The organism is Marinomonas transparens (assembly GCF_016463975.1).
Classification (GTDB): domain Bacteria; phylum Pseudomonadota; class Gammaproteobacteria; order Pseudomonadales; family Marinomonadaceae; genus Marinomonas; species Marinomonas transparens.
Window position 1 is genome coordinate 65,334 of the sequence record NZ_JAEMNX010000008.1, and the last position, 13,393, is coordinate 78,726.

Consider the following 13,393-nt stretch of genomic DNA (forward strand, 5'->3'; position numbering starts at 1 on the left):
GTTGGTTGCGGTTGTGTATTTAAATTTACAGGACCACAGGCGCTTAGCAGAAATGTACAGAGCGTTAATGGTATGATGCGGTAATTAATCAGGCACATAAGCTTATATAAATAACAGATAAAAGAGGCAACATGGTAGCACATAGTTCTGACGATGTGAGAGGGTCCCTGTACATAGTAGCGACACCTATTGGCAATCTAGATGATTTTAGTAAAAGAGCAGAACAAACCTTACGCGATGTTGACTATATTGCTGCGGAAGATACCCGTCATACTCGTCGATTATTAAACCATTTTGCTATCGAAGCAAAATTGTTTTCTATTCACGATCATAATGAAAAAGATAAGGCTGACTATGTTGCCAGCTTATTGGAAGAGGGCAAAAGCGTTGCCTTGGTCTCCGATGCGGGTACGCCATTGATTTCTGATCCTGGTTATCATGTGGTACATGCATTGCGAGACAAAGGGCATAAGGTCGTGCCAATTCCGGGGGCTTGCGCTCTAGTGTCTGCTTTGTGTGCGTCTGGTTTGCCAACCGATCAATTCTTTTTTGCTGGCTTTGTTCCGGCCAAATCTAAAGCGCGCTGTGATTTATTTGAATCGTGGAAAAAACAGTCAGGTACTGTGGTGTTTTATGAGTCTACCCATCGTGTTTACGATTCCGTTGTTGATGTTCAAAAAGTTTATGGCGACGATGCGCAATTGGTTTTAGCGCGGGAAGTGACAAAAACCTTTGAGACCTTTTTATCAGGTACGGCGACTGAAATTCTTGCCATGTTTGACGAGGATGCTAATCAGCTACGTGGTGAATTTGTTGTCATGCTCAGTTTCACCGAAGAAAGTGGTGACGAAGTGGTGCTAGAAGCGAAGCGTATTCTGACTATATTGTTGGAAGATCTCCCCGTGAAGCAAGCGGCAGCTATGGCGGCTAAACTGACGGGTCAAAAGAAAAATTACCTGTATAAAATGGCGTTGGAAATGCAAGGCGCATAAATTCTGACGCAGTATGAGCGAGCACAGTAATTTTACCTCGGTGTTTACAAGATCGCCAGACTGAGTATACTCAGCCCTACTTGTCGGAGTGCCATTTGGCTGAGATCGCATAATTAAGTGCGGGATCCGCAGAACCTGATCGGGTTAATACCCGCGTAGGAAACAAGAAAGTCTCAAATTTTCTTTTCTGCATCGAATGAACTCCTGTCTTTTTTTGACGTTTGATTTGATGTTGTCAGATTTATCTCGCCAATCATGCCTCAGTAAAAATTCAGGGTTCATGTTTTGCTTTAAAAACGTCTTTGAAGGCGTTGATTAGTAAAACAGCACCCAGACAAGCAATTCTCAATTTTTAATTAAAGGGAAATGCTCATGTCGACTTTGAACACCGAAAATACACCGAAGAAGCCCAATAAAAAAACACGTGAACAATCGCGCTTAGAAGCTAAGTCTTTTATTGAATCACTTCAAGCCACACCGTTTCCTGCCTCTGAACGCATTTATTTAACCGGTTCTGATGATTCTATTCGCGTTCCTATGCGGAAAGTTAATCTAACGGATACACCCATTGGCTCTGACCCTAATAAGCTTTCTTTTGAGCCCAATGAAGCCATTTATATTTATGATTGCTCGGGTCCCTATGCCGATCCAGAAGTAGAAATAGATGTCTATAAAGGCTTAGCGCCAATGCGTGCATCTTGGATTGAAAAGCGTGCAGATACGGAAACCTTGTTGAGTGTCTCCTCTGAATTTTCGCAAGCCCGATTAGATAACCCTGCATTGGATGAATTGCGTTTCAAGCAATTGCCTAAGGTACGTAAAGCGCGCCAAGGTAAATGTGTGACGCAAATGCATTACGCTCGGCAAGGTATTGTCACGCCGGAGATGGAATACATAGCCCTACGTGAAAACCAAAATATGGATGCCATTAAAAGCGAGCTCTTGTTGAAACAGCATCCAGGTCAAAGCTTTGGAGCCAATTTACAAACCCGCATTACCCCCGAATTTGTTCGTGATGAGGTGGCAAGAGGCCGCGCTATTATTCCGAATAACATCAACCATCCAGAATCTGAACCAATGATCATTGGCCGTAACTTTTTAGTGAAGGTGAATGCCAATATTGGCAACTCTGCGGTGACTTCGTCTATTGAAGAAGAGGTAGAAAAACTGGTTTGGTCGACCCGTTGGGGTGGTGATACGGTAATGGATTTGTCGACTGGCAAAAACATACATGAAACTCGTGAATGGATTTTACGTAATTCTCCTGTGCCGATTGGCACTGTGCCTATTTATCAAGCCTTAGAAAAAGTCGACAGCGTTGCTGAAAACCTTAATTGGGAAGTCTTCCGCGACACCCTAATCGAGCAAGCAGAGCAGGGGGTGGATTACTTCACGATTCATGCTGGGGTCCTGCTGCGTTATGTGCCCATGACGGCGAAACGACTGACAGGCATTGTTTCTCGCGGTGGCTCTATCATGGCGAAATGGTGTTTAGCCCACCATAAAGAGAGTTTTTTGTATGAGCGTTTTCGTGAAATTTGTGAAATCTGTGCGGCTTATGATGTGGCACTTTCTTTAGGTGATGGTCTACGTCCGGGGTCTATCATGGACGCCAATGACGAAGCGCAAATGTCCGAGCTGCGTACCCTAGGTGAATTAACCAAGGTGGCGTGGGAATACGATGTTCAGGTGATGATCGAAGGTCCAGGTCATGTTCCGATGCAGCTCATTAAAGAAAATATGACTGAACAGCTTGAGCATTGTCACGAAGCGCCTTTTTATACCTTAGGGCCGCTGACCCAAGACATAGCGCCGGGTTACGATCACATTACTTCTGGCATAGGCGCAGCGCAAATTGGTTGGTATGGCTGTGCCATGCTGTGTTACGTGACACCAAAAGAACACCTTGGCTTACCGAATAAAGAAGACGTTAAGCAAGGCTTGATCACTTATAAAATCGCAGCTCATGCAGCCGATTTGGCAAAAGGTCATCCGGGGGCTCAAATTCGTGATAATGCTTTGTCTAAAGCAAGGTTTGAATTCCGTTGGGAAGATCAGTTTAACTTATCCCTTGATCCTATCACCGCTCGTACTTATCACGATGAAACGCTGCCGCAAGCGTCTGGTAAAGTGGCGCATTTTTGTTCCATGTGCGGGCCAAAATTCTGTTCTATGAAGATTACCCAAGAAGTACGGGATTATGCGAAGGGCTTATTGAGCAAAGAGAGTGAAGAGGGTGTTCAACATATTAATGTGAGTGCTCTTGATGCTGAAAGTGGCATGCAAAAAATGTCTGAGCAGTTTCGTGAGTTGGGCAGTGATGTCTATTTAACGACCGATAAATTAGCCGCAGAAAAACAGTCCTAATCTAAGGGAGGATTTATGTCTTTAAAACCTCCTGTTGTTTGGTGCGTGGGTGGCTCGGATTCGTCCGCCCACGCTGGCCTGCAAGCGGATTTACGTAGCGGACAAGACTTGGCTTGTCATGTACAAACTATTGTCACCTGTGTCACAGCGCAAAACTCTAAACAGGTGCGATTGGTCGAGCCAGTTTCTTTGCTAATGTTCAACGAGCAATGGCAAACCCTATTGGACGATATTCCGCCGGATGCGATCAAAGTGAGCCTTTTGCCGTCAGCAGAGTTGGTGCTAGCCTGCTCGACTTGGTTAAAACGCATGAAAGCAGACTACCCTAATTTGTTGGTGGTGTTTGACCCTGTTATGGCTGCCAGCAGTGAGTCGGGAAATCGATTGCAGCAAACTTCTGCTGGGATGAGTTTGTTGGATCATATTTTACCTTATGTGGATGTGATTACGCCGAACTTGATGGAGTTTGAGTTGCTAACTGGTATATCGGGTGAGCAAGGCCTAACCGAGTTGCAAGATTCGCTTAATACTCAATTTAGCTTATCGACCTGCCACTGGTTGTTAAAAGGTGGTCATGGTAGCAGTGAACAGGCAACGGATTGGTTGATAGATAAAACAGCCACAATCGGTTTTTCAACGCCTAGGTTAAATGTTCACAATACACGGGGGACGGGTTGCACCTTATCGACCGCTTTGGCGAGTTTTATTTCCCATGGTTATGATTTATTAGACGCTGTAACTATGGCGAAAGCCTACATCACTGGGGCGTTAAAGTCGGGTGTGAAAATTGGCACCGGGGCGGGGCCATTGGGTCGTCCTGGTTGGCCATTGCAGATCGAAAACCTACCAGAAATTCTCTTGCCAGAAACGAAAGAGCAATCTTATATCAGGGCTTTTCCAGCCATTCCCGCTGAAGAAATAGGCTTATACCCAGTTGTGGATTCAGTGGCATGGTTAAAGTTGGTGCTTGAGAATGGTGTCAAGACAGCTCAGCTGAGAATCAAGGATGCGAGTGCTAAAGGTCTTGCTGCGGATATTCAGCAGGCAATTGATCTGGGTAACCAATATCATGCTCGGGTGTTTATTAATGATTATTGGCGCCTAGCTATTCAATATGATGCCTATGGCGTGCACCTTGGGCAGGAAGATTTAAGCACAGCTAACCTGTCTGAAATTCGAAAGGCGGGATTAGCGTTGGGTATTAGTACCCATGGTTATTATGAAATTGCTCGGGCGCAGTCTATACAACCTAGCTATATCGCTCTCGGTCATATTTTCCCTACGCAAACTAAAGACATGCCATCCCAGCCGCAAGGACTAAAACGCCTTGCGCAATATGCTCGTTTATTGGAGGGGCATTATCCAACCGTGGCTATTGGCGGCATTGATGCCGAACGCGTTCAGCCTGTTGTGCAAACGGGCGTTGATAGCGTGGCTTTGGTGACAGCCATTACTAAAGCGATTGATCCTGAGGCAGCAACGCAATCTTTGCTCACATTGTTTGCCGAAGAAAAGTTAGCGCGCAATGAAAGGGAGGCTTTTCATTGAATATTATTTTGAATGACGAAGCTTTTCATTTTGCAGGAGGCACCCTGTTAGATCTTCTTGCGGTGTTAGGCAAACCCATAGAAGGTGTGGCGATTGCGATTAATCAAAGTATAGTGCCAAAAAGTATCTGGGCTGAAACTCTTTTAGAAACTGATGCTCAGGTGTTTATTTTTGAATCGATAGCAGGAGGGTAGCATGGAATCTTTGATGATAGCAGGGCATGAATTCCAGTCTCGCTTATTCACTGGCACGGGAAAATACGCCAGTGCCGATGCTATGCTGGCCTCTATTCAAGCCAGTGGTAGTGAATTAGTTACTTTATCTTTGCGACGCATGGATTTGAAAAATCAAAGCGACAATATTTTGCTTCCACTTAAACAATTGGGTATTCAGTTGTTGCCAAATACCTCGGGAGCTAGAACCGCAAAAGAGGCGGTCTTTGCCGCAGAATTGGCCAGAGAAGCGTTAGACACAAATTGGGTAAAATTAGAAATTCATCCTGATCCGCGTTATTTGATGCCGGATGCCATTGAAACCTTATTGGCGGCAGAAGAGTTAGTCAAAAAAGGTTTTGTGGTTATGCCCTATGTTCATGCCGACCCTGTGTTATGCAAGCGCTTGGAAGAAGTGGGCTGTCAGTGTGTGATGCCACTGGGGTCGCCGATTGGCTCTAATATGGGCTTGGCGAGCCGCCCCTTTTTGCAAATTATTATCGAGCAAAGTAATGTGCCTGTGATAGTCGATGCCGGAATTGGAGCACCTTCGGATGCGGCCTTGGCGTTGGAAATCGGTGCTGATGCGGTATTGGTGAATACTGCTATGGCGGTATCTGCCCAGCCAGAGCAAATGGGGCGTGCTTTTCGTTTAGCCGTGGAAGCGGGTCGCATGGCCTATGAGTCTGGTCTAGGTGAGAAACGTCAACAGGCTGAAGCATCGAGCCCCTTTACGGATTTTCTAGGGGCACTCTCGTGAATAATACTGTCTCGCCAGTTCGCTTGTTGACTCAAAGTCCCGTGACCGAGGGGCATTTTAGTGCAGAATTGGAAGCTTTATCTTGGCAAGGAATATCAGCTTCCCATCAAGCAAAAACCGAACAGGATGTCCGGCTCGCCCTTGCTAAGCGACGCTTAAATATTGATGATTTTACAGCTTTAATCTCGCCAGCCGCGGAACCTTTTTTATTCGCCATGGTGACAAAAAGCGAACAACTTACTAAGCAGCGTTTTGGCAATACTATTAGTCTGTTTGCCCCTTTGTATTTGTCTAACACCTGTGCCAATGAATGCACCTACTGTGGCTTTTCCATGAGTAATGCCATTAAGCGCTTAACCCTCAATGAAACTCAGGTTAAAAGCGAAGTTACGGCGATCAAGGCGAAGGGGTTTGATCACCTGCTTTTGGTAACAGGGGAAACGAACAAGGTTTCCATGCCGTACTTTGAACGCATGATTCCGCATATAAAACCGCATTTTAGCCAGCTTTCGATGGAGGTTCAGCCACTGGATGCGGAGCAATATAAAAAGCTGAAAACTATTGGCTTGGATGGTGTGTTGGTTTATCAAGAAACCTACCGGCGTAAAACCTACCTTGAACACCATTTACGTGGCAATAAATCGGACTTTAATTATCGTCTTGATGCACCGGATCGTATTGGTCAGGCAGGTATCCATAAAATTGGTTTGGGGGCATTACTTGGGTTGGAGGATTGGCGTACAGACTCCATCATAATGGCGCATCATCTACGACATTTACAGAAACGCTATTGGCGAAGTCGGTTTAGTGTCGCTTTTCCACGAATTCGCCCTTGTGAGGGCGGGATAGTGCCAAAATCCGTGATTTCGGATCGACAGCTGGTTCAGCTGATCGCTGCATGGCGCTTATTTGATGCAGACTTGGAAATGAGCCTGTCAACCCGTGAATCCCCCGAATTTCGTGACCATGCGGTGCGTATGGGGTTTACCACTATGAGTGCTGAATCCAAAACCCAACCGGGTGGCTACGCCGAAGATGCGCAAACGGCCCTTGAGCAATTTGAAATCAGCGACGAACGCTCTGTGAATGACATTGCTGCCATGATCCAAACCCAAGGTCGAGAGGTGATCTGGAAGGATTGGGACCCAGCACTTTCCCATTGTGATTAAACTTATGGTTACAGATCCGCTGCTGTTCGATTTATTGTAAATGCTTTAGTATTTGGCTTTTAATTCCATGGTAGATAAGAGGCAATAATGGCAAAACTCAACTTCAGTGATGAAGACAAAAGCCGCATGACAAGTAAATTGAAAAATTACTTGGATCAAGAGTTTGATATGCCGATTGGCACCTTTGAAGCAGAGTTCTTTCTAGACTTTATCGCAGAGCAATTTGGAGCAAAGTTTTATAACAAGGGCTTATCGGATGCCCAAGAAGCCATGATGGGACGAATCGAAACCATCAATGATGCTATCTATGAATTGGAAATGGCCGAGTAATAACTTGAACTGAATAGCGTTGAAAGCGGATTAAAAGGTAGTGCAGGCGGTGTTTTTCGAAACTACCGCCTACCTCATAGAAACACCGTTTTGCATCTTCTTCATATGGGGAGGAAGTGACAAGTCAGTGGTTTTAGCTAGCTATTGTGTTGAATAACTCAAAGTAGGTTGGGAAGGTTTTTGAGGTACACCCTGGGTCGTTTATGGTGACTGGTGTATCCGCAAAAGCGACCAGTGAGAAACACATGGCGATGCGGTGGTCGTTGTAGGTATCGATGGCCACATGTTGCAGTGTTTCAACGGGAGTTACTGTGATGAAGTCGTCCCCTTCAATTACTTCCGCACCAAGTTTTTTCAATTCCGTCGCCATGGCATATAAACGGTCGGTTTCTTTTACTCGCCAGTTGTAGATGTTGCGTATGGTGGTTGGACCTTTGGCGAATAGGGCCGTGGTGGCAATGGTCATGGCGGCATCTGGAATGTGGTTCATGTCCAAATTTACACCGTTTAGCTCATAACGTTCAGATTCAATCCAAGTTGGGCCGTAGGTGATTTTTGCCCCCATTTTCGCTAACACATCAGCAAATTTCACATCCCCTTGTACACTGTCAGAACCCACCCCATGAACCTTGATTTTACCGCCAGCAATAGCGGCTGCTGCAAGGAAATAAGAAGCAGAAGAGGCATCTCCTTCCACCATGATTTCACCCGGGCTGATATAGCTTTGCTGACCTTTTACGACAAAGGCTTGGTAGTTTTGATTTTCTATTTCTACGCCGAATTGTTTCATCACGTGTAGGGTAATGTCGATATAAGGCTTAGAAACCAATTCGCCATCAACCTTGATGGTTAGATCATCTTGAGCCAGTGGGGCACTCATTAAAATAGCGGTTAGAAATTGACTGGAAATATTGCCTTTAATAGAAACCTCACCACCCGATAGACCATTTGTCTTGATATGAAGTGGTGGGTAACCGGCTTCACCTTCATAGCTTATGTCGACACCAAGATCCTGTAAGGCTTCCACTAGATCACCGATAGGGCGCTCGTGCATACGAGGTTCACCATGGAGGTGGAATTGGCCTTTACCTAGGCAAAGCGCCGCAGTAAGAGGGCGCATGGCGGTACCAGCATTACCTAGGAATAAGTCGCCTACTTCCGCATTAATTGGGCCACCAAGACCTTCTAGAATACAGGTGGTACCTTGGTCTTCTAGTGAGTAGTTGACGCCAAGTAACTTTAGGCTATTCAGCATGTGCTTAATGTCATCGCTGTCTAGCAGGTTGGTGATTTTGGTCGTGCCTTTGGCCAAGGTTGCCAAGAGTAAAATGCGATTTGAAAGGCTTTTAGAGCCGGGAATTTGGATTTCCCCTTGAGCTTTTGAAAGAGGGCCTAGTGTTATTGAATTCATTATTAAGTCCGTCACAGTGTGTGTTTATTGGAGGTGAGTTTTCGCTGCGATTAAATAAAAAGTGTTAAGTGGTGCTCAATAAAATGTCCATCTGTAATGTGGTCGCGTCACTCTGTATGATGAGGTCGGTCTTGAATGCTGCATAGTATACATTTGCAGGCTGGCTATGTCAGTTACTAGAGACAAGCTTGTGTTGTTGTGATGATGACTTAAAATAAGTGACATTAAAAAAAATTATAAAGGAGTATCGTCATGCGACATCAATATCATCCCCTGGGTTTTGAAGGGTCTCGTATTGCGCAGGGCTTTTGGCGTACCCATGAATGGAATATGTCTGCTTCGGAGCGTTTGGGATTCATTGAAGCCTGTTTGGATTTTGGGGTGACGACGTTAGACCATGCGGATATTTATGGTGATTACCAATGTGAAGTCTTGTTTGGTGAGGCTTTAAAATTAAAGCCAGCGCTGCGAGATAAAATGGAGATAGTGACCAAGTGTGGGATTTTACTGCCTTCTGATAATCGCCCCGATATTGCAGTGCATCGCTATGACTATCGCGCTAAACATATTTTAGAGAGTGTTGATCAATCCCTTGCTAAGCTAGAGTGCGAATACATTGATACCTTATTGCTGCATCGTCCTAGTCCTTTGATGGATGCCGATGAAATTGCTCAGGCGTTAGACTTATTGTTTACCCTTGGTAAGGTCAAGCATTTCGGGGTTTCAAATTTTAGTGCTGCGCAATTTGATTTATTACAGTCTCGTCTTGATGCTCCCCTAGTCGTGAATCAACTTGAGTTATCACCTTTAGCCTTGCAGCATTTTGACGATGGTAGCCTTGATCATGCCCAACGTCATGTTGTGACGCCCATGGCTTGGTCGCCGCTGTCAGGCGGTGCTTTGTTTTCGGGCAAGGATGAAAAGACGTTAAGGGTAAGGCAAGTGTTAATGGCGATTGCAGAGTCTATGCAAATCTCTATCGAGCAGGTGGTTGTTGCGTGGCTTCTGAGACACCCGTCAGGAATTTGTCCTGTTATGGGATCTGGGAAAATAGACAGGCTGCGGTTGGTGGTTGAATCTCATGATTTGGTGCTGAGTGATGATGATTGGTTCCGTGTTTGGGTTGCCTCTCAAGGACATTCTGTACCATAACCCTTGCTTTAACGTTGGAAGCTGACGTGCGATTTTGACTGCTAGATTGATTGTTTTGTTGTGGAGCGTGAGAAAATCGTAGTGTTTCGTAATTTGTTGGCGGAAATGGCGTGGTTATTACTTATACTGAAATCATGTTAGTTGCAGATTGAGGGTTCTAAAATGAAACAAAATTTTTTTTTCTATATTACGGTTCTGTTCGCAGTCTTTGCTTTTTCTGGGGCGCAGGCGAAAGATTTATCTAAACCTAGCGGTAGAGTCATTTTGACCGTGACGGGTAATATTACTCATACCAATACCAATAATGGTACTGCAGAATTTGACCGTGACATGCTTTTGGCCTTAGGTGTATTGAGTAAAAAAACCACAACACCTTGGTCAGAAGGTGTCGATGAATATCAAGGACCTTTACTTCGGTCTGTGATGGAAGTCGTTGGTAGCAAATCGAAAACCTTATCTGTGAAGGCTTTGAATGATTATGCTGCGCTAATGCCTGTGCAGGATGCTTACGACTACCCTGTTATCCTTGCCATGGATATGAATGGTGAGCCGATGAGCGTAAGAAACAAAGGACCTCTTTTCATTCTTTATCCTTTTAGTGATATGCCTAGTTTAAACAATGAAGTTATCCATAATCGATCGGTTTGGCAGATAAAGTCTATTAATGTTGAATAATCATTTTCTCTGAGGTTGGGTTTAGTGGCGTCTGTGATATCAAAAAGTACAAAGCGATCATTACCCATTCTGACATTAGTATTTTCTGCGTTGGCTTTTTTGGGCACTGCGGTGATGGTGTTTAGTGAGCTGGTTGAAAAACAACAGGTTATCTTATCTGCTGTTAAGGAAGATGCTTTATGGGCGGCTTATCAGTTAGACAGGGAAACCTTAAAGCTAATACATGCTTTGAAGCTGTTTGAGGATATGGAAAGTGACGAACATCTCTTAGAAGACGCGAGATCCCGCTTTGACATGCTTTACAGTCGGGTCAATATTCTAGCAAAAGGGCAGTTAAGAGATGAATTCGTTAAGCTCCCTAACGGAGCAAGCACACTTCATTTTTTACAAGAACGCTTAAATGAAATGGATCGTTTGCTTTTTATTGAAGGACAAGCCCCTGATGTTGAAGGAGTATTAGCCAAAGCGAATAGCTTTTTAGAAAAAAGTGAATCATTTGTTTTAGGTGTATTGGCTTTTCGTTCTAAAGAAAGAGTGGACTCTAGGGCAGAAACACTAAAGCTATTTTTGTCTTTGGGTTCATCGTTGGCGCTTTTAACGCTAACCATGTCGTTTATTATTGTCATGTTATTTAGGCAGGCGAAAATAAGCCGAGACTCCTATAAGAAAGCCAAAAGATTAACCATTGAATTAAAAGCAGCAGTAAAAACGGCACAACAAGCTTCAACCGTAAAGTCTAACTTTTTGGCAACCATGAGCCATGAAATCCGAACGCCTATGAATGCTATTATTGGGCTGACTCATTTAGTCATTGATAGTGGTATTGATGACAAGCAAAAAATACAGTTAGAAAAAATTCAAAAGTCGACTGAAAGTTTACTTTTTATTATCAATGATATTTTGGATTTCACTAAAATTGAGTCTGGTAAGATGTCTTTAGAAAAAGCACCTTATTGTTTAGATGATGTTTTAGATTATATTTATTACCTCAATAAAGATGTTGCTAGTTCTAAAGGGTTAAGGTTTACGGTAAGCAGAGACTTCTCTATTGCTGGTTTTTTGATCGGGGATAAAATTCGCTTACAGCAAATTTTAATTAATCTGATTAGTAACGCGATTAAATTTACTTCTTCTGGCTTCATCTCGGTAAATGTGTACAAGGGTGGTGAAAATTCGCTTATTTTTGAGGTAAAAGATTCAGGTATTGGCATCAGTAAGGGGGCAAATATTTTTGACGCCTTTACTCAGGCTGATACCAGTACAACTCGGCTTTATGGTGGAACAGGCTTAGGTTTAAGCATCAGTAAGAAGCTTGTTGAGCTACTGGGCGGAAAGGTCAGTTACGATACAGAAATAGGAAAGGGAACTTGTTTTTCTATTAGCCTTCCTTATCAGCCTGAAAGCGCCTCTACTGACTTAAGCGGAAGTGATTTTTTTGTTGTTGAAAATGACACATTAATACGTAGTATACTTTCTTCTCTGCATATTGAACCTATTAAAACCATTACTCTTGATGACGTAGGTGATGTTCAAAAGACTCCAGTTATTGTGAGTGATGAATGGCTAGATACTAGTGAAAAATATGCTAGTAAGGGACTGCCCCCGCTCTTTTACACTAAGGTGTTAGTGATAGGAATGGATGTTGCTGTTTCTCGTAAATGTCTAGTAACAAGCTTGATTACTCCTAAGCAAATTAGCGAAAAATTTTTACAAATTAATGTTGATGGGGAAAAGGTCGAAAAAAAATCTACCTTATCGCGGTTGAGCGAAAGCCAGTCCATGGTAGGGAAAAAGGTTTTATTGGCTGAAGATAATAAGATCAATGCAGATATTGCTAAGGCACTTTTAGAAAAAATGAGCCTCTCTGTTGATTGGGTGGAAAATGGTCAGCATGCCTTTGAGCATGCCACCAATAATCATTATGATTTGATTTTAATGGATATTCGTATGCCTATTATGGATGGCTATGAGGCCAGTGATAAAATTCAAAAGGCGCTTCAAGATAAAAAACCACCGATTATTGCTTTAACTGCAGACAGTTTTACTATGACTAATAAATCAATCTCTAAACAAGGCATTGATGATGTGTTATCTAAGCCTATTGATCCTGCCTTAATGTTAGCCAAACTCGAGTCTTGGATGCCTGAAAAATAGCCAGATAAGTGATACTAGCCTACATCACTGTAGGCATTAGCATCTAGAAACCTCGGTGGTTTCATTTTTCCTTAGTTAACAGCACAACATTTCTTATATTTCTTACCAGAGCCGCATAGACAAGGGTCGTTACGACCAATTTTCATCGCTTCAGAATTAACAAGTGGGGTGTTTTTCTGCACTTCGTGTTCCCCCGAAATATAAAACCATTGTCCTTTTACTTTTTTAAATATAGAGCGCTCACTCAGGCGGCCAATGTGTTTGCCTTCTTTAAAGTGAGCTGAAAAAGCAACCACTCCGGTTTTATCTTTTTCAAGGCCCTCTTCGGTAGCGTTGATTTCTAACTTTATCCATTGGGTCTTCTGATTGCTGTCTTGTATCTCTGCAGCGGTTTGGTCTGGTGATTCTTTTAATTTTTGTGTTGCCGCAATGTAATCAAAGTTGTTAATAGCAAATGCGGTATAACGGGAGCGCATTAAGGATTCAGCAGTGGGGGCCGTTCCTGGGTTGTTATGGTACATGCCACAACATATTTCATAGGGACTTCCCGTGCCGCAAGGGCAATATTCTGGGATTGGCATAGATCAACTCCTTACATCGCCAAATAGCTATCAAGATGCGTA

At 43.6% G+C, this 13,393-nt stretch carries 12 protein-coding genes and 1 riboswitch; of the genes, 10 read left to right on the top strand and 2 right to left on the bottom strand.

Annotation, left to right across the window (positions count from 1 at the left end; genetic code table 11):
- Positions 1 to 131: 131 nt before the first annotated feature.
- The 7 genes from rsmI (at position 132) to I8J31_RS08670 (ending at position 7,378) form a co-directional block, all read left to right on the top strand.
- On the top strand, positions 132 to 992 hold the full coding sequence (gene rsmI / locus I8J31_RS08640) for a 16S rRNA (cytidine(1402)-2'-O)-methyltransferase (protein ID WP_199467879.1): 861 nt from the start codon (positions 132 to 134) through the stop codon (positions 990 to 992).
- A 74-nt stretch (positions 993 to 1,066) separates the two neighbouring features.
- A riboswitch (TPP riboswitch) is annotated at positions 1,067 to 1,171 on the top strand.
- Between the two features lie 193 nt (positions 1,172 to 1,364).
- Positions 1,365 to 3,359 (top strand): phosphomethylpyrimidine synthase ThiC, encoded by a 1,995-nt coding sequence (thiC, locus tag I8J31_RS08645; protein WP_233402669.1) that lies wholly within the window; start codon positions 1,365 to 1,367, stop codon positions 3,357 to 3,359.
- A gap of 15 nt (positions 3,360 to 3,374) precedes the next feature.
- Entirely contained in the window at positions 3,375 to 4,907 is a 1,533-nt protein-coding gene (gene thiE, locus I8J31_RS08650; RefSeq protein ID WP_199467880.1) for a thiamine phosphate synthase, read from the top strand.
- Positions 4,904 to 5,101, top strand: coding sequence for a sulfur carrier protein ThiS (thiS, locus tag I8J31_RS08655; RefSeq protein WP_199467882.1), 198 nt, complete (start codon positions 4,904 to 4,906; stop codon positions 5,099 to 5,101). Before thiE ends, thiS begins: the two co-directional genes overlap by 4 nt.
- A gap of 1 nt (position 5,102) precedes the next feature.
- Positions 5,103 to 5,879, top strand: coding sequence for a thiazole synthase (locus I8J31_RS08660; RefSeq protein WP_199467884.1), 777 nt, complete (start codon positions 5,103 to 5,105; stop codon positions 5,877 to 5,879).
- A complete protein-coding gene (gene thiH, locus I8J31_RS08665; RefSeq protein ID WP_199467886.1) occupies positions 5,876 to 7,048 on the top strand; it encodes a 2-iminoacetate synthase ThiH in 1,173 nt (390 codons plus the stop codon). Before I8J31_RS08660 ends, thiH begins: the two co-directional genes overlap by 4 nt.
- Positions 7,049 to 7,135: 87 nt before the next feature.
- On the top strand, positions 7,136 to 7,378 hold the full coding sequence (locus tag I8J31_RS08670; RefSeq protein WP_199467888.1) for a DUF2164 domain-containing protein: 243 nt from the start codon (positions 7,136 to 7,138) through the stop codon (positions 7,376 to 7,378).
- A gap of 133 nt (positions 7,379 to 7,511) precedes the next feature.
- Here the strand turns inward: I8J31_RS08670 and aroA are convergent, their stop codons facing one another.
- Complete coding sequence (gene aroA, locus I8J31_RS08675) at positions 7,512 to 8,789, bottom strand: 3-phosphoshikimate 1-carboxyvinyltransferase (protein ID WP_199467890.1); 1,278 nt, start codon at positions 8,787 to 8,789, stop codon at positions 7,512 to 7,514.
- Between the two features lie 252 nt (positions 8,790 to 9,041).
- On the opposite strand from aroA, the gene I8J31_RS08680 reads away from it, so the two are divergent.
- From I8J31_RS08680 to I8J31_RS08690, 3 genes are all read left to right on the top strand, one after another.
- A complete protein-coding gene (locus tag I8J31_RS08680) occupies positions 9,042 to 9,941 on the top strand; it encodes an aldo/keto reductase (RefSeq protein WP_199467891.1) in 900 nt (299 codons plus the stop codon).
- Between the two features lie 162 nt (positions 9,942 to 10,103).
- Complete coding sequence (locus tag I8J31_RS08685) at positions 10,104 to 10,616, top strand: putative pterin-binding protein (RefSeq protein ID WP_199467893.1); 513 nt, start codon at positions 10,104 to 10,106, stop codon at positions 10,614 to 10,616.
- Positions 10,617 to 11,021: 405 nt separating this feature from the next.
- Positions 11,022 to 12,770, top strand: a complete 1,749-nt coding sequence (locus I8J31_RS08690; protein ID WP_199467895.1) for an ATP-binding protein — start codon at positions 11,022 to 11,024, stop codon at positions 12,768 to 12,770.
- A gap of 71 nt (positions 12,771 to 12,841) precedes the next feature.
- On the opposite strand, the gene I8J31_RS08695 is transcribed toward I8J31_RS08690, so the two are convergent.
- Positions 12,842 to 13,351, bottom strand: coding sequence for a YchJ family protein (locus tag I8J31_RS08695; RefSeq protein ID WP_199467897.1), 510 nt, complete (start codon positions 13,349 to 13,351; stop codon positions 12,842 to 12,844).
- Between the last annotated feature and the right edge of the window lie 42 nt (positions 13,352 to 13,393).

What these genes read in the sequence shown, in the direction of transcription:
- rsmI (WP_199467879.1), top strand. Translation starts at nt 132, where the DNA reads ATGGTAGCACATAGTTCTGACGATGTGAGAGGGTCCCTGTACATAGTA.
- thiC (WP_233402669.1), top strand. Translation starts at nt 1,365, where the DNA reads ATGTCGACTTTGAACACCGAAAATACACCGAAGAAGCCCAATAAAAAA.
- thiE (WP_199467880.1), top strand. Translation starts at nt 3,375, where the DNA reads ATGTCTTTAAAACCTCCTGTTGTTTGGTGCGTGGGTGGCTCGGATTCG.
- I8J31_RS08660 (WP_199467884.1), top strand. Translation starts at nt 5,103, where the DNA reads ATGGAATCTTTGATGATAGCAGGGCATGAATTCCAGTCTCGCTTATTC.
- I8J31_RS08670 (WP_199467888.1), top strand. Translation starts at nt 7,136, where the DNA reads ATGGCAAAACTCAACTTCAGTGATGAAGACAAAAGCCGCATGACAAGT.
- aroA (WP_199467890.1), bottom strand. Translation starts at nt 8,789, where the DNA reads ATGAATTCAATAACACTAGGCCCTCTTTCAAAAGCTCAAGGGGAAATC.
- I8J31_RS08680 (WP_199467891.1), top strand. Translation starts at nt 9,042, where the DNA reads ATGCGACATCAATATCATCCCCTGGGTTTTGAAGGGTCTCGTATTGCG.
- I8J31_RS08685 (WP_199467893.1), top strand. Translation starts at nt 10,104, where the DNA reads ATGAAACAAAATTTTTTTTTCTATATTACGGTTCTGTTCGCAGTCTTT.
- I8J31_RS08690 (WP_199467895.1), top strand. Translation starts at nt 11,022, where the DNA reads ATGGATCGTTTGCTTTTTATTGAAGGACAAGCCCCTGATGTTGAAGGA.
- I8J31_RS08695 (WP_199467897.1), bottom strand. Translation starts at nt 13,351, where the DNA reads ATGCCAATCCCAGAATATTGCCCTTGCGGCACGGGAAGTCCCTATGAA.